Annotated in this window: 10 protein-coding genes; 9 read left to right on the top strand and 1 reads right to left on the bottom strand. The window is 37.4% G+C overall.

Translation table 11 applies throughout. The features are described 5' to 3' along the window. Nucleotides 1-6: 6 nt before the first annotated feature. Nucleotides 7-1563, bottom strand: coding sequence for a response regulator transcription factor (locus JOC76_RS24160; protein ID WP_205181333.1), 1557 nt, complete (start codon nucleotides 1561-1563; stop codon nucleotides 7-9). A 170-nt stretch (nucleotides 1564-1733) separates the two neighbouring features. Between JOC76_RS24160 and JOC76_RS30940 the strand changes: the two genes are divergently transcribed. The 9 genes from JOC76_RS30940 (at nucleotide 1734) to JOC76_RS24115 (ending at nucleotide 17722) form a co-directional block, all read left to right on the top strand. Next, entirely contained in the window at nucleotides 1734-2339 is a 606-nt protein-coding gene (locus JOC76_RS30940) for a YesL family protein (protein ID WP_372442002.1), read from the top strand. 43 nt (nucleotides 2340-2382) lie between these two features. Next, complete coding sequence (locus JOC76_RS24150; protein ID WP_205181331.1) at nucleotides 2383-5094, top strand: family 78 glycoside hydrolase catalytic domain; 2712 nt, start codon at nucleotides 2383-2385, stop codon at nucleotides 5092-5094. A gap of 33 nt (nucleotides 5095-5127) precedes the next feature. Next, nucleotides 5128-6696, top strand: coding sequence for an alpha-L-rhamnosidase-related protein (locus JOC76_RS24145; RefSeq protein ID WP_205181330.1), 1569 nt, complete (start codon nucleotides 5128-5130; stop codon nucleotides 6694-6696). A 229-nt stretch (nucleotides 6697-6925) separates the two neighbouring features. Beyond that, nucleotides 6926-10342 carry a glycoside hydrolase family 3 C-terminal domain-containing protein gene (locus JOC76_RS24140; RefSeq protein ID WP_205181329.1) on the top strand — a complete coding sequence of 1139 codons (3417 nt, stop codon included), beginning with the start codon at nucleotides 6926-6928 and terminating at the stop codon, nucleotides 10340-10342. Between the two features lie 225 nt (nucleotides 10343-10567). Then, nucleotides 10568-12328, top strand: a complete 1761-nt coding sequence (locus tag JOC76_RS24135) for a sensor histidine kinase (protein WP_205181328.1) — start codon at nucleotides 10568-10570, stop codon at nucleotides 12326-12328. 3 nt (nucleotides 12329-12331) lie between these two features. Continuing rightward, on the top strand, nucleotides 12332-13819 hold the full coding sequence (locus JOC76_RS24130; protein WP_205181327.1) for a response regulator: 1488 nt from the start codon (nucleotides 12332-12334) through the stop codon (nucleotides 13817-13819). Nucleotides 13820-13910: 91 nt separating this feature from the next. Continuing rightward, nucleotides 13911-15182, top strand: coding sequence for an ABC transporter substrate-binding protein (locus tag JOC76_RS24125; protein WP_239557942.1), 1272 nt, complete (start codon nucleotides 13911-13913; stop codon nucleotides 15180-15182). 276 nt (nucleotides 15183-15458) lie between these two features. Further along, nucleotides 15459-16778 (top strand): ABC transporter substrate-binding protein, encoded by a 1320-nt coding sequence (locus JOC76_RS24120; RefSeq protein WP_205181326.1) that lies wholly within the window; start codon nucleotides 15459-15461, stop codon nucleotides 16776-16778. Nucleotides 16779-16855: 77 nt separating this feature from the next. Then, nucleotides 16856-17722 carry a carbohydrate ABC transporter permease gene (locus JOC76_RS24115; RefSeq protein WP_205181325.1) on the top strand — a complete coding sequence of 289 codons (867 nt, stop codon included), beginning with the start codon at nucleotides 16856-16858 and terminating at the stop codon, nucleotides 17720-17722. Nucleotides 17723-17736: the final 14 nt, after the last annotated feature.

Genomic DNA, 17736 nt, shown 5'->3' with positions numbered 1-17736 from the left:
TCGCATTTACATCATTCTATATTCTTCCGGGGTGTAACCGGTCACTTTTTTAAATACTCTGAAAAAGTATTTCGTATTATCATACCCTAATGTTTTTGCGATCTTATAGACTTTATCCGAAGAACTTTTTAACAGGAGCTTAGCTTTTTCAATCCTTATTCTATTAACATAATCATTGAAATTCTCACCTGTTTTTTCCTTAAATAAGTAACTGCAATAACTTGGATTGATAAAGAACAACGTAGATATTTTATTAAGTGTAATTTCCTTGTTATAGTTTTTTATTATATACGTTTTTATATTGTCAATAAGGTTTTCCGAACCATAAATATTCTTTTCTCGAAACACTTCAGTTAAGCTAGGTAAAACTTGAAAAAAGTATGATTTAATTGACTCAATGTCAAATACTGTTTCCAGCATCGAATCAAAACTAGAGGAAGGAGAATCCTTCGTTATCGTGTCAAAGTAGTTTGAAAGCATATTTCTTACTTCATGGATTAAATCATTACATAAATTCTTTAAAGATAAAATAGTCAAAGAAGGTATTTCGCATATAAAGTTAAAGTAGTCACTAGTAAGTTCAAGAACCTTGTCGTAGTGGCCTGACTCAATGTGAAAAAGCAATTCATCGGTTTTTTCCCAATTTGGAATTTCAAATGTAGTTTGTTCTTCCTTATAAAATAATATGTTGTTTATGTCCGTAGCTAATCTATTATTTAATGCCGAAATTGTTTCTGTATACGACTCATTTAACTGTAATAATGTTTTTTTGGTTTTGCTGATTCCTAGATATATACTGTCTTTAGGAATCACACTGCTAATACCTTCGTAAAGCAGATCGCTTTTCAATGATATTAATTGTTGGAGATCTCTGACATTCTTTTCATAGTATAAAAGAAAGAAATAGATATTATCATTATGGGGATTTTGTATGTTAATAAAGCCGTTAGTCCTTATGTTTTGAATTAGCACCGAATCATTTAGATATTCAACGAGACTGACAGTTGAATAAAGTGTAAACAATATAAATTGGTGACCTTCATCAAAGTTTTGAAATATGGTAGATTTCGGCTCGAAATTTTTCGAGATACCTAAGATTACGTTATTTAAAACGTGTAAGTCAGACTGGTATTTTATCTCTTCCTTTTCCGTCTCGGTTGTTTCCAGCTTTTGTTGATAGGCACGTTCCTGATCAATCAAGTTGATGGCCTTTTGTAAGGCTGAATGGATTTCTTCACGATTGAAAGGTTTTAATAAGTAACCAACAACTTTTGCAGAGATGGCTTCTTGCATATATTCAAAATCACTGTAGCCGCTTATGACAATAATCTTTTTTTCAGGAAAATTATTTTGAAGTGTTTTTAAAAGAGTTTTTCCGTCCATTTCTGGCATTCTCATATCAGTAAATATAATGTCTGGATTTACTTTGCGGATTAATTCCAAGGCATCGCTGCCATTATCCGCCTCACCAACAAATCTAGCTTCCTCTGAAAACGCTTTTAATTTTTTTAACATTCCTCTCCTGATTAGAGGTTCATCGTCTACGATGATATAGGTGTACATGGAATCAACCCCTTCGTCATCAATTAGTATCAGTCTATTATAACCTAAAAATAATATACTCTAAAGACAAAATAAAGTACACCGCCTGAAACGGTATAATCTTTTTAGGAACATGATTTAATTGGGTAAGATACTATGCCTAACACAAAGGATGGAGGGTGAGTACAACAATGTTGTCGACAGAAGGCTTTTTATATCGAATCTGTATTTGGATTTATCACGTCACACTTTTAAACTTTCTATTTCTAATTACCTGTATACCAATAATTACAATATTCCCTTCTTTAGCGGCTGCTTTTGGGGTGTCCAGACAATGGATAAAAAAGAATGATCCACCTATTATTACAACTTACTTTAAATTATTTAAAGAAAATTTTAGACAAAGTATGATAGTTGGTATCTTTATCATGATAGTTGGTTTGTTACTTTATGCCGATTTTCATATTATCGTACAAATTCACACGAACATTAAGATCGCTTTATATTTATTTTTTTGTTTCATGATAGTTTTCTACATAGCTGTCATTTTACATATTTTTCCGTTAATGGTTAATGGCTTCTATTCAAGTAAACAGTTACTGGTGAATGCTCTTAAATTTAGCTTATATAAATTCCACTTAACTCTATTAAATATGGTTTGTATTTATATGATATTTTTTATTGCTTATAAGTTTCCTGTAATATTCGTATTCTTTTTTTCTAGCATTTGTATATTCCTTACTTATTGGCATATCAATAGGAAATTTGTCATTTTGGAAGCTTTGCAGAAAAATTGATGTCCATAAATTAAGTTCATACTATAAGGGGAGGTAGTGTAGCGTGCTAAAATTGAGAACGCTGACATGTGAATACAGAGATTTTTTATTGGGGACAGACCTTTCTCATCCGAGGTTTTCCTGGAAAATAACTTCTGATAAAAATAATACGATGCAAGAATTCTACCAAATTCAAGTCTCTTTATCGGAAAATAGATTTGAGAATCCATTATGGGATACAGGAAAGTATAAATCAAATCAATCTATTCATATTCTATATATCGGGCCAGATTTGAATCCAAGGACTCGTTATTATTATCGTGTTCGTGTTTGGGATAATTACGGATGTGAGTCAGAATGGAGCAACATTCACTGGTTCGAAACCGGGTTAATGTCATCAGATAATTGGCAAGCAAAATGGATTACGCTTGACCCTAATTTTTTTGAGTTAGAATCAAAACCTATATCCGTATTCCGTAAACCATTTAAGATTGAAAAAAAGGTCCGGTCCGCTCGTATTTATGCAACGGCTGCTGGGCTATATGATCTTTACCTGAACAATGATAAGATCGGAGATGATTTATTCGCGCCTGGTTGGAGCAGCTACAAACATCGTCACCAATACCAGACTTATGACATTACGGACAAGTTATTCCCAGGTGAATTTGTTATCGGTGCCATGGTCGCAGATGGTTGGTACAAAGGAGAATTAACCTGGCTTTTAAAAAGAAACATCTATGGTAAGGAACGAGCACTTCTTTTGCAATTACATATTGTATTTGAGGATGGAACAGAAGAAGTGGTCGTGACTGATTCAACATGGAAAACATCGACCGGTCCGATTTTGTTATCAGAGTTTTATGCCGGTGAAATCTACGATGCACGCTTAGAGATAAGGGATGATCTCTATGAGGATGATTCTATCTGGAAAAAGACAAAAATTTGTGATCTCCCGTTTAACCAGCTTGTTGCCCAAGAAAACTGGCCGACAAAAGTAACAGAAAATATTTCTCCAATTGCGGTAATGAAGACCCCTAAGGGAGAAACCGTCCTCGATATAGGGCAAAATATGGTCGGAAGAATCCGGATAAATATTAACATACCGGCAGGAGAAAAGGTTGTTTTATATCATGCCGAAGTATTGGATAAAGAAGGTAATTTCTATACAGGTAATTTACGTCAAGCTAAGCAAAAAGTAGAATATATTTCCAATGGGAATGGTCCTGTTTCCTATGCAGCCAATTTTTCCTTTCAAGGCTTTCGTTATGTGAAGGTGGAAGGTTTAGAAGGTTTAACCGAACAAGAATTGTTAGACTCCTTGGTCGGAGAGGTCATTCATTCTGATATGCCTCGAACAGGGTACTTTGAAAGCTCGAATGAACTAGTCAATAAATTATATAACAACATACTTTGGGGACAGAGAGGAAACTTTGTTGATGTTCCAACCGATTGTCCGCAACGGGATGAGCGTCTAGGATGGACGGGAGATGCGCAAATTTTTATTCGAACGGCTGCTTACAATTATCAAGTAGCCCCGTTTTTCACCAAATGGGTTAGAGATCTAAAAAGCGATCAAACTGCAAATGGAACTGTTCCATTTGTGATCCCAGACGCTTTAGAAGACTACATTTCCGGTATGTGGGGGGATAATAATTATACTTCTTCGGCGTGGGGAGATGCTGTAACCATTTGTCCATGGACTATTTATCGAACTTTTGGTGATGAAAGACTACTTGAGGAACAGTATGAAAGTATGAAAGCTTGGGTTGACTATATTAGAGCCCAGGGTGCTAATCCATATCTTTGGAATACAGGATTTCATTTTGGTGACTGGCTCGCGCTTGATGCGGAAGAAGATTCTTATTTTGGAGCAACACCTGAACATCTAGTAGCAACCGCATACTACGCCTATTCAACCCAAATCGTAAGAGACGCTGCAAAGGTCTTAAATATAATGGAAGATGCAAGAAAATACGAGCAGCTTTTGAGTGGAATTATTCAGGAATTCAAAAAAACATTTATATCAACTGACGGGAAAATGAAGGCGAATACCCAAACAGCTCATATCCTTCCATTGGTATTTAATCTAGTAGATGGGAAGGTTCGCGAACAAATTGCGGCAGACTTAAATCAGTTGATAATAGATAACAACTATCATTTATCTACAGGATTTGTTGGAACTCCTTATTTGTGTATTGCTTTATCTGAAAATGGCTATCATGAAACAGCACTTCGTTTACTCTTACAGGAAAGCTATCCTTCCTGGTTATTTTCTGTTTTACAAGGTGCCACTACGATTTGGGAACACTGGGATGGCATCAAACAAGATGGGTCTTTCTGGAGTGACAATATGAATTCCTATAATCATTACGCTTATGGGGCAATTGGGGAATGGCTATACCGATATTTAGCTGGGATTGATCTTGTAGAAGCAGGTTATAGAACAATTAAGATCCAGCCACATATTTCTACCTATGGTCTATCTTCAGCAAAGGCTTCCTTAGAATCCCCTTATGGAACCATTCTTTGCTCATGGGAAAGAAAAGAAGAGATCATCAATATTGATGTAGAGATACCTGTAAACTCAAAAGCTGAGATTTGGTTAAAGGATATTAGTATAGAAAAAGTAACGGTTCAAACACTCACTCCGGGTGAGGAGAATATTGCGGTTTCAAACACAACAGATGGTGTAGTTTGTTTAGTAGGATCGGGTTGTTACTCCTTCCATGTTGAAACTAGAAATATGCCTTTAAATTTGCAAAGTGCAACAAAATGATAGTTTTAAAATGAAGTAACAGGGGGTATCGGTATGAGTATTCAAAAGCTAGAAAATCAAGTGATCATTCGAAATGAGAAATTTATTGAAACAGCGGAACAATTAAAGCCACAACTCCATGAGACCATTGTAAAGCCTTCATCAATTGTAGAAATAATAGCGGATACAGACGTGATTCATGGGTGGAAGTCGGAGGTTGTTGCTCCTGCTTCCTCTCTAGCAAACTCTGAATATGGTAAGAATGATTCGGTTATTCTTGATTTTGGTGACCATCAGGTTGGGTATCTATCCCTTATTATTCATCCTGTTGGCAGTCCACCGGATGCACCACTTAAACTAAAACTGACCATTGGTGAAATGCCAGTGGAGATGGCTGAGCCTTTTGAAAATTACAACGGATGGCTCAGTAGTTCTTGGCTTCAAGAAGAAACAATCTTTGTGGATGTAATGCCTGCTGTGATTTCATTGCCTCGACGATACAGCTTTAGATATGTAAAGTTCGACGTAATCGATACATCACCTAAATATAAAGTCGTATTTGAAAACGTAGAATGTAAAGCCGTTACATCAGCGAATTTAAATGCTGTCAAAAAGATTACTCAGCAGGATGCAGAACTGCAAAAAATAGATGAAACAAGTATTAAAACACTTGCTGATTGCATGCAGGATGTATTTGAAGACGGACCGAAACGCGATCGCAGGCTCTGGCTCGGCGATTTGAGACTCCAAGCACTAGCAAACTATGAAACATTTGGGAACAATGACCTGGTAAAACGTTGTCTTTATCTTTTTGCCGGTGTTCCAGATGATAAAGGTAAGGTACCCGCTAATGTTTTTGTTGCACCACACCTAATTGCAGATGATACTTATCTATTTGATTATTCATTGTTCTTTGCTTCCACGTTACATGATTATTATTTTGCAACAAGTGATTTACAGACTTTAAAAGAGCTTTGGCCCACTGCCTATCGTCAGGTTGAGCTGGCGCTTGAAAGACTTGATGAAAATCATATTTTAAAAGATTCTCCCGATTGGTGGTCTTTCATTGATTGGCAGGAAGGGTTAAACAAACAAGCTCCATCCCAAGCAGTGTTAATCTATACTATGAAACAGGCTATTCGCCTTGCCGAAGAATTAAACGTACCGGAAAAAGACAGTTTGAGAGACCGTTTAGAAGAAATTGTAGATGCAACGAAAAAACATTTATGGGATGAAGAGCAGCAATTTTTTATCAGTGGTTCTGACCATCAGGTATCTTGGGCTAGTCAAATTTGGATGGTCCTGTCGGGTGTCTTAACTAAGGAAGAGAATAATAAACTTATGAATCGTTTATTTGATGAAAATCCAGCCGTTGGAATTGCTACACCATACATGTATCATCATTTGATTGAAGCTCTACTTGTTTCTGAAGAAAAAGAGCGGGCCATTGCCGAAATGAAAAACTACTGGGGTGGAATGATTCGTGATGGAGCCGATACATTCTGGGAATTGTATGATCCAAAGAATAAAGAATTCTCCCCTTATGGAAGCCATTTAATTAATAGCTATTGCCATGCTTGGAGCTGTACACCAACCTATTTAATACGGAAATATAACTTATAGAGTAGGAGAGGACAATCAAGTAGTTTAGTGGTTGTCCTTTTCTTAACATTTCTCATCCCAAAAAAAGCGTACATTAATCAGAAAAATCTGACACTATCGGTGTGTTAATCTATGTTCTATGATAGTCATATAGGTAGCCGGGCCCTATTCTTTTACAAAAAAATGGAAGCGTTTTAAATATTTTGGGGGAGGAAGTGTGAATTAAATGAAAAAATCCCAGCTCACTAAGATGGGAAAAAGAACTCTATCCATAATCCTTACTACTACACTTGCGGCTGGTTTAGTTGGTTTCCATCCACTAGAGAAAAAAGCTGAAGAAATCCCTGTATTTAAAAAACAAGTTGGCGGGGTTTTTGACGGGATGCCATTGTTTGACGGAGTTCCAGAGCATCTAAATGAATATGTGGATGCTTATTTTGATTACACGGGTCTTGAAGGACCTGCTGTTTATGCTACAGGTTCGAGGAACCATTATACACTCCAGCGTGGACCGAATGCCGGGAAAGTGATTCCTGGCGCTTTATCCGCAGCTGACAATGTTCAGGGGGTTTCTACTGATTTTCCAGCGTTAACCGGTATGGGGGAAACCTGGAACAAAGAATTGCTTTCTGATATTGGAAAGGTGATGGGAAGCGAAAAAATAAGTACGTTAAAAGTAAAGCAAGGGGAATCAAACATACATGGTGGTGCAAATGCCTCCGCCACGGTTGCATTCACAGTTGTCAGCGACATGCGAATCAACCCACTTAGTGGAAGATTTGATGAAGGATTTTCTGAAGATCCAAATATGGCTGCGACAATGGTTGATAACATGGCAGCAGGTCTTAGTGGTACTGATCAAGCAAAGAGCGATGATGGATTCTGGATGCGTGCAGTGGTAGGAACCAAGCATTTTTCCGTTTATAATGCACAATGGTTCCGTCAGTCATCTAGTAATAGTGCGAGTGCTCGTTCTATTTTCGAATATCAGACTAAAAGCCCCTTGAAAGCGCTTAGTTCTGGATCAGTTGGTGGAGTTATGACTTCGTTCGGACGTACGAACGGAATTCCCAATATTCTATCACCATATCAACGTCATGCGAATAATTTCTCCAAATATGGAGTCTACAGCTCTCCAGATTTTAATGCTGACCAACTGGTGTTCCAAGGTGCGGAGGGGAATGGGTACGATACCCAGTATGCTACAGACAGAACGAACGCTACTATTTTAATGATTTTAGCCAAGGCAAACGCTGGACGTCCAGGTCCAAATGAGCAAAATGCAAAAGATGATGTTGCTGCAATAGTGAATGCTGTTGAACAAGGTAAATACGGGCTTACTAAAGAAGATTTAATCGAAGCAGCACGCCCTCATGTAAACCAAATGGTCCGCGTCGGTATTTTTAATGAAGTGGATGCAAACGGAATTCCTAAGAATTACCCATTTGCTCAAGAGGCAAAGGATGTAAGATCTGAGCCTGCGACATTTAATACAGCGGAGCATCAGCAAGTTGCCTTGCGTGCAGCAGAGGAAAGTATCGTATTGTTGAAAAATGATGGAACACTGCCACTTACCAAAAATAAGAAGGCTGCAGTTTCTGGAGTTTATGCAGATTCAAGGTTTAAAACAACTTACTCAGTAGGTACGACACCAAGTATTGAAAACTCAGGGATTTCTCCTTTGTTGGCGATTATTAAAGCAAATGGTGCAAATAACGTATCCTACTCGTCTGGAGCTAAGGTTGTAGCGTTGAAATCTAAACTAAACGGCCAAGTCGTAACAGCTGATCCAAATGCAGCAAATGTTACAAACGGTTCCCAGCTTATTACAACGGCTGATCAAATGGATGTAAATAACCCAGCACAATTATTTGAAGTGTTTGATTGGGGTCAAAAAGGTTACAGCTTACGCTCTCAAAAGAATGGTCGTTGGGTAACATCTCCAAATACAGGGAATGCTGCTGTAGAAAATACTAATAATACTGCACTAAATCTAACCGATAACGACTGGGATCTTGCCCAGATGCTTGGTAACACAAGTGCCATTCCGCCGACTATCCGCGTGGAGGAAAATTCCGATAAGACTGTCTCCTTAATTGCAAGTGGCTTCCGAACAGGGTTTTCAGGAGACTTCACGAATTGGTATTACTCAAATGGACGCTTTATTACAACAGGATCAGATGGAAAGCTTAAGACATCCGGAACCACCCTAACTAACAAAACAATCGCAGCTAACCGAAACGATGATGTGAAATTTGATCAAACTGTTGTTAAGGATGTTGGCGTAGATGCTGTCAAGCGTGCAGATACAGATGACTACGCTGTTGTCTTTGTAGGAGCAATCCCGCGTCATAGTGCAGGAGAAGGTACCGATCGCTCTGATTTAAATATGGGTGAAGCAGACTACCAATTAGTTGATAAAGTGTCATCCGCTTTTGCTGCAAAGGGTAAAAAGACAGTTGTTGTCGTTAAATCCAGCTTCCCTGTAGGGATGGAAAAGATTCAAAACAATCCAAATGTGTCTGCGATTGTATACCAGCCATATGGTGGACAATACGATTCATATGCATTGGCTAAGGTTTTGTATGGTGACTATGCACCAACAGGTCGTTTAGCTTCTACATGGTATGCAGATATGTCCGCATTTCCGAAAATCAATAAGTACTCTATTCCTGAAGGGAATACAAGCATTACGTTGGATGATGTTGATCCACGTTATTCGTTAGATATGACCAATGCTGATCCAGAGGAATCTAAACTAACCTACATGTATACAAATGCAAAAGTAACCTATCCATTTGGTTACGGTATGTCATACAGCAAATTCTCGTATAGCGATTTCAATGTACCAGTAACTGCTAACGGAAACTCGCCTTTCAAAGTAACCGTAAAGGTGAAAAATGAAGGGAAGGTTAATACTTCAGAAGTGGTACAGTTATATATTAAAAATAAAAAATCAGCTTATGGCAGTCATGCTCCACAAAAGCAATTAGCAGGATTCGATAAAGTTTCCTTAGCTGCTGGTGAGACCAAGACAGTTACCCTTACGGTTAATCCAAAAGATTTCTCTATCTGGGATGTAAATAAGGGTGATTTCATTGTTGAGGATGGAAGCTATGAGTTGACGATCGGAAGCTCATCACAAGATATCCTTGCCAAGAAAGATATAGATATTTCAGGCGATTCACTTGCATCCCTCCCTGCAAATAAGCCGTTTAATGTTTTCGACCATGCATTTGCCGCTCATGAGGTTGTTTATAATGAAGTATCTAAAGCACGAACAGCTGAAGACTTAAAAGAGAAGAAAGTTGTTGGCGGTTATTATGCGGTGCATTCTAAACAAAACGGCTCATGGGTTGCTCTGCCGAAGTTGGTATTGACTGGCTCGCAGAAAGTGACCGCTTCCGTTGCTTCTGATGCAGCTGGTGGAACCATAACATTGCATGCTGATTCTTTAGATAGTGCACCTTTTGCTACCATTAATGTACCAACTACTGGTAAGAATACGTACACTATTCAAAATGCTGGAGTAACTGTAAATGAGCTAGGGTACAAGGATATCACAGTAGATTTAGGAAATAATGCGCCAAAAGGACAGCATACGATCTATGTTCAATTCCATGCACCGGACCTTCGAATTGACAGTCTATCCTTCAAGGTAAAATAAATTAGCCTGATGTGATGGAACGAACGGAGAGAGTACTTTAAAATGAATGCGTACCACAGCCCTAAGTAAAAGACAAGGGCTGTGGTATTTTAAATTTTCATATATTAATAAAAATCAATCATTTTTAAATACATATAGAAATCCATTTTATTTAGACTTATGATGACAATGAATAGCAAAAAAGTTAAGGTGTGAAGGAAATAATTTTTACTAAGGTGGATAATCATGAAAAGAGTATTCAGAAGAGTTAGAAACTATTTTCATAGTGACAAAATTAGAAATAAATACTTTTTGATTATGCTCTGCCTTTCTATATTGCCCCTTTTATTACTAGGGTTTATCTCTTTTAATATTGCCAAAAATACATTAGTTCAAAATCAATTAGAAACTACCAGTAACAATCTTCGAACCTCTAGTGAAGTGACAGACCTTTTGTTCCGAAATATTATTAATATGGAACGTGTTATTTCATGGAGCAATAGTGTCCGAGAAGAGTTAATTGACAGCGCTGCCTTTTCGGAAGTTGGTAAAAATGTATTGGACGAGAACACAACCAAACGAATGCAAGATTTAATCTCTAGTTATTTTATAGATACGGAAGATATTGATTCGGTCTGTTTATTTGATGTTCATTTTCGCCCTGTATGTTACGGTAACCATAATAGTATAGGCAGTGTTGAATTTAATAATAGGAACATGGAAATTTCCAAATCAGCTTGGTATAAAAAGAGTGTTAATGCTCAAGGAAGGCCCATTTTTTTCAGTTATAATGTCCTAGAAGGGGACAATACCACTTTTTCTTCAGTGAAACTATTAAGGGACCCACAGAATGTTTTTAACCCAAAACAAATAGGTTTATTAGTTGTTAATATTAAAAAATCAATGTTTTCTAGAGTTTTAAATGATGACAGTAATAGTGTAATGGCCGTTATCGATTCCTCCAATCATGCAGTAAATACTGTATTTATTAATTCCTCTACATTGGATAAAGAGCTGTCGAAGGGTAAGAATACCTTATCGATTTTTCAAAACTTAGAACAAAAAGGTTATTTAATTAGCAGCTATACCAATAACACAACAGGATGGACATTCGCAAATATCACAAAAGAAAAGGTGCTACTAAAACAGTCTAATAAAATAGGCATTATCACAGCAAGCATTTCTGCTATTATTGCGATCATAGCCTTATTAATCTCTTATTTTTTATCTGGAAAAGTTGCGCAGCCATGGGTGCAATTAAAAAAAATGACATTGGATTGGGCCAAAGGACTGTGGGGTTCAGGACAAGACAATGAATCTGCCACCATTGGCGTAATCGGCGAAACATTCCAAAGAATAACAGTTGAAAATAAAGAACTAAACGAGAGGCTTATTCATTCGCAATTAAAAGAGCGGGAGGCCGAACTTCGGGCATTACAAGCTCAGATTAAACCGCACTTTTTATATAATACGCTAGACTCCATTTATTGGATGGCCATCTTACAAAATAATCAGGATATTGCGGAGATTACCGTTGCCTTATCACAAAGTTTCAAACTAAGTTTAAATAATGGCGAAGATTTAATCCCCATATCAAAGGAATTAGAACATATTCACCACTATATGACCATCCAGAATTTTCGTTATCAAAACCGTTTTTCTTATATCGAGGATGTTGACTCTGCTTTAAAGGAAAAACCTATTCTTAAGCTGCTGCTGCAACCCTTTATCGAAAATGCCATCTATCATGGTCTTGAGACAAAAGTTGGAGAAGGGACCATTAAGTTAATAGGAAGAATCTCTGAGGGATGGATTACCTTTACCATCAGGGATGATGGTGTGGGAATTGATGACATTCAGAAAACGGAAAGCGGCTATGGAATAAAGAATGTACGCGAAAGACTAAAATTGTTTTACGGTGAGGACAGTACCTTGTTTATTTACAGTAATGTAAATGAAGGAACCTGTATAGAGATCAGTTTCCGTGATATTGCAAAGGAGGGGTGATGGGTGCTAAAAGCTGTGTTATTTGATGATGAATACATTGTTCTTCACGGATTGCAAAAGATGATAAACTGGTCAAAATACGGAATTGAGCTGGTAGGTACGGCAAGTAATGGATTGGCAGCAATTGATTTAGTTGAAACCTATTCCCCAGATATCGTTTTTACTGATATCCGAATGCCTGGAATGAATGGCTTGGAGGTAGTTGAAAAGATTCTAGAAGCTGCACCAGAGATTGTTTGTGTGGTTTTTAGCGAATTCAATGAATTTGAATATGTAAAAAAAGCCATAAAGTTAGGTGTATCGGATTATCTGGAAAAGCCCATTACCATCCCAATGATGGAGGATACGATCAAAAGAATACTAGAAAAATTACATCATCAAAAAACAGTCCTTTCGCTAAAGGAGAAATGGGAAGACAGCCGAATCGAGCTTGTCGAAAAAGCGACCTTGGATTTACTTCTTCAGGGTGATGAGGCTTTGCCAAAGTGGAGGAAGAGTTTTGAGGAAGAAGTTAAGCATATTGTGGCGGTTACCGTCCTGGCTCTTTCTGAAAAAGGTCCTGACTTACCAAGCCACCCTTCTTACTTTTCAGTATATATTCGCAATGGTGCAGAGCACTTGCTGGTTATTTTTCATCTTGAAGCTGATTCAACAGAACTGATGAATCAATTAATCTATTGGCCGAATGAACATGGAGTAACGATTGGATCCGGACGAATCTATCCTGATCTTACTGACACACCCAAAAGCTATAAAGAAGCATTACAAGCATTACGATATGGACAGTTTATGGAACAGGGGGAATGGACACGTTTCGAGGAAATTGGAGAAAATCCTAATATTCCTAGTGATTTATCGGAACAGGAAGAAGCGATCATTTTCTTTTTGCGAACGGGCAACAAGGCAGGACTTTACCAGCAACTTGATGAATTTATTAGCAAAATTCAAATACAGCGCTTAAATCCAGACGTGATTGAGCGTGAAATATTAAAACTTATTTATCTTGGATTGGAAGTGGCAAAAGAAACAGGGGAAGATGTCTCACATTTAAGTCAGGGAAATTACTTGCCTCACGTAGACATAAGACTATTGAATACAAAAGAACAAATGTTTAGTTGGCTAAAGCAGCAAATGGAAATGATTTTGGATTGGTTCCTCCTCATTCGTAAGGATAAGAAGCATGATGCCGTAGAAAAAGCATGTACATATATAGAAAAGAATTATTCTAAAGATTTGATGTTGCAGGATGTTGCGGAGTATGTTGGGATGAATGCTACCTATTTTAGTCTGCTTTTTAAGGAAGAGATGAAGTTATCTTATATTAAATATTTAACTAAGCTGCGAATGGAGCGGGCAAAGGAGCTGCTTCGTGAGGGGTATAAAGTAGCGGATGTAAGTGAAAAGATAGGTTACCATACTTATAGACATTTCTCCGAGTTATTCAAGAAGCATGTCGGAGTAAATCCAGGCCAATATCGAGATTCTTTTTAATACTCATTAACTTAATTAATTGAATCAAACTAAAGAAAGAGCGGAAATGAGTATGTTGAATAATAGAAAAATAGTATCAGTAATTTTATGTATGTTACTACTCTTTTGTGTTTTAGCAGGCTGCACCAGTGACAACGGAAGCATTCCGAATCATTCAGACACAAATGAGGTAACATTAAGCCTTTTAATTGATAATCAAGCAGATCAAGAGGGAATCCGCGCAGTTGTTGAAAAAATTGAAAAGAAATATCAAATAAAAACGGATATTGAAACACGTCCAAGTGGAGTGGAAGGACATCAGGTGATGAAAACCAGATTGGCTACGGGTGATATGGCAGATTTGGTTATTTATAATTCTGGATCTCTTTTGCAATCACTCAATCCAGAGGAATATTTTGTTGATTTGAAAGATGAGCCGTTTATGCGGAAAATAGTACCCTCCTTTAAGGATTCAGTTACCGTTAACGGTAAGGTATTCGGACTTCCACTGGGCAGCGCTATTGCAGGCGGATGGCTGTATAATAAAAAGGTTTATCAAGAGTTAGGCTTATCTGTGCCAAAAACTTGGGATGAATTAATAAGCAATAGTGAAAGAATTAAAGCCGCAGGTAAAACGGCAGTTATTGGTACCTATAGGGATGATTGGACTACGCAGTTAATTGTCGTTGCCGATTACCATAATGTTATTGCTGATGATCCTACATTTGCAGAAGACTTTTCAGTTAATAAGGCTAAATTTTCTACTACACCTGCAGCATTAAGAAGCTTCGAAAAATTATCGGAGGTGTACCAAAGGGGGTTCTTAAACAAGGACTTTCAAACTGCGACCTATAAGGAAGGTATGAAAATGTTAATAGATGGGACTGGGGTGCAGTATCCTATGTTATCATCGATAATAATGGGAATTGCAAAGAATTACCCAGATAAAATGAATGATATTGGATTCTTTCCTCAGCCTGGAGATAACCCTGAGAAAAAGGGAGTAACGGTCTTTTTACCTGCTGCAATATACGTAAATAAGAATACTCAGCATTTAGAAGCTGCAAAAAAATGGTTAGCTTATTCCACTTCCCCTGAGGGTGTGAAAACATTGTTTGCCGGCAGGAGCCCCATCGGTCCGCTTGCTATAAAAGGGATGGATGATACAAAAGATGCTATACCCGCTGTCAAGGACATTCTCTCTTATTTTCAATCTGGGCTAACGACGCCGGCCCTTGAATATTTAAGTCCCTTAAAAGGTTCCAATTTGCCGCAAATTACTATGAAGGTAGGCAGCGGGCAAATTTCCGCTAAAACAGGCGCTGGGCTATACGATAAAGATGTGGAATTACAAGCAAAACAGCTGGGGCTTAAAGGCTGGTAAACCTTTCTAAAAGTCTTTCTTTCATTTAACAATGCAAGGGAGACTTTTTTTTTATAAAGGCTGTGTTAAAGGTTAATGTTGATTTTTTGAACGATGTTGATTGGAGCGGAAATCAACATCCAATATATAACACAGCCTATCTAAAAAAAACGGACGTTATTCCAAAAAAAGCCTCACTTAAAAAACAAAATGAAAGCGCTTAAAATTAAATTAAGCACCCGTAGTATTGTCACAGATGTGTATTGGTTAGAACTACATTAAAAAGGGGGAAAAGAGATGATTAGAAATAAAAAGAAAAAGATTGCCTCAATATTGTTAAGTAGTGCACTAATGGCGGGAATATTAGCTGGATGTAGCAGCAAAGAAGAAGCCACTTCAGGTGGCGGCAAAACCGCAGAAAAGGAAAAAGTAACATTCCTAATTGATAATCAGACACAATTAGATGGTATCAATGCAATTATCAATGCATTTGAAAAAAAGAATAATATTAAAGTAGAAATTGAGACTCGTCCTGGCGGCTCAGAGGGTGATAATATTATCAAAACTCGTTTAGCTACCGGTGATATGACAGATTTAGTTTGGAATAATTCAGGATCACAACTACAGGCACTTAACCCTGAACAAAATTTTGTAGATTTAAGTAAAGAACCTTTCATGGAAAATATCATGGACGATTACAAAGATGCCGTTTCTGCAAATGGAAAGGTGTTTGGTATTCCGGGAACCCCAACAAATGCAGGGGGCTGGTTATATAATAAAAAGGTTTATGCAGAACTTGGTCTATCCGTTCCTAAAACATGGGATGAGTTGATGGCAAATAATGAGAAAATTAAACAAGCTGGCAAAACGGCTGTTATTGGAACATATAAAGATACTTGGACATCTCAAGTCATTGTACTTGCAGATAACTATAATGTTCTTGCTGCAGATCCGACATTCGCAGATGACTTTACAGCAAACAAAGCAAAAATTGCCACTACCCCTGCGGCACTTCGTAGTTTTGAAAAGTTAGCAGAGGTTTATAAAAAAGGTTACTTAAATAAGGATTTCCTTGCGACAGGTTATGATGCAGGTTTAAAAATGTTAGCTGATGGTACTGGTGTCCAATATCCAATGATTACTTTCGCTTTAGCTAACCTTGCAGTAACTTCCCCAGACAAAATGCAAGATATTGGATTCTTCCCACAACCAAGTGACACTGCTGATAAGAATGGATTAACAGTGTGGATGCCTGCGGGAATTTTTATTAATAAAAATAGTGAACATATCGAAGCAGCAAAGAAATTCTTAGAGTTTTATGTGTCCCAAGAAGGTGTTGATTTATATACTTCTAAGATTAAACCAACTGGTCCAGTTGCGATAAAGGGGATAACGCTCTCAGATGATGTTTACACTGCAGTAAAGGATATGCAGCCATATTTTGAGTCAGGAAAAACGACTCCAGCTCTTGAATTCCTTAGCCCAGTTAAAGGGCCTAACCTAGAGCAAATTACAACACAAGTGGGCAGTGGAATTAGTTCAGCTTTAGATGGGGCAAAGCTATACGATAAAGATGTTGAAAAACAAGCAAAACAACTAGGTCTTAAAGGTTGGTAAAAACTTATTAATCTATTCATTTATTGGCCCTGACTAGTTTCTAGCAGGGCCAATATGGTTGAAGGGAGTAACAGCAGATGAATAAATTAGCAAATAAAACGTACACGTATTACTTCTTATTCCCAGCAGGAATTGTTTATTTTGCGTTTTTCTTGTTGCCAACCATTATGTCTTTGTTTTTTAGTATGACATGGTGGACGTTAACAGATTGGAAGTTTATTGGTTTCGAAAATTTTAAAACCTTCTTGTCAGAACCGTCTTTAAATATCGGTTTTAAAAACACACTCATATATGCGGTTGTTACATCTGGTTTGAAAGTCATTCTTGGTCTTTTACTAGGGGTTTTCTTAAGTTCAAAGTTGAAAACAGTTGGTTTTATTCGTTCTATGATCTTTTTTCCAACATTACTAAGTACTATTGCTGTAGGTATTGCTTTCACCATGTTAATGCATCCTTCTCAAGGACTTATTAACATTGTCTTAAAAGGGTTGGGAATTGTCGGACCAGATTGGTTAGGGAATACGAAGATTGCATTATTATCTGTCGCATTGGTTGACGTTTGGAAAGGTGTCGGAATGGCGACCGTTATTTTTATTGCTGGAATTATGTCTATTCCAGAAGATTACTATGAGGCACTTATGATGGATGGTGGAAATGCATGGCACAAATTTAAAAGCATTATTTTACCGCTTAGCAGGCCAGCGATGAACACAGTTATCGTTCTTTCTTTTATTGGTGGCTTACGTTCGTTTGATTTAATCTGGACCATGACCAAAGGAGGTCCAGGTTTTAGTACAGACCTGATTGCCTCCATCATATATAAACAATATCAGTCAGGTTTCTTCGGTCTTTCAACGGCTGGAAATGTTATTTTATTCGTACTCGTTTCTACTTTAGCCTTCCCTCTATATGCTTATCTCAATAGTAAAGAGGTGGATTTGTAATGAGTAAAATAGTT

Origin of the sequence: Neobacillus cucumis (assembly GCF_016908975.1) — a bacterium.
In the GTDB taxonomy this organism is placed as follows: domain Bacteria; phylum Bacillota; class Bacilli; order Bacillales; family Cytobacillaceae; genus Neobacillus; species Neobacillus cucumis.
Note: the sequence above shows the minus strand (reverse complement) of the source record. Positions and strands in the feature narration are given on the sequence as shown.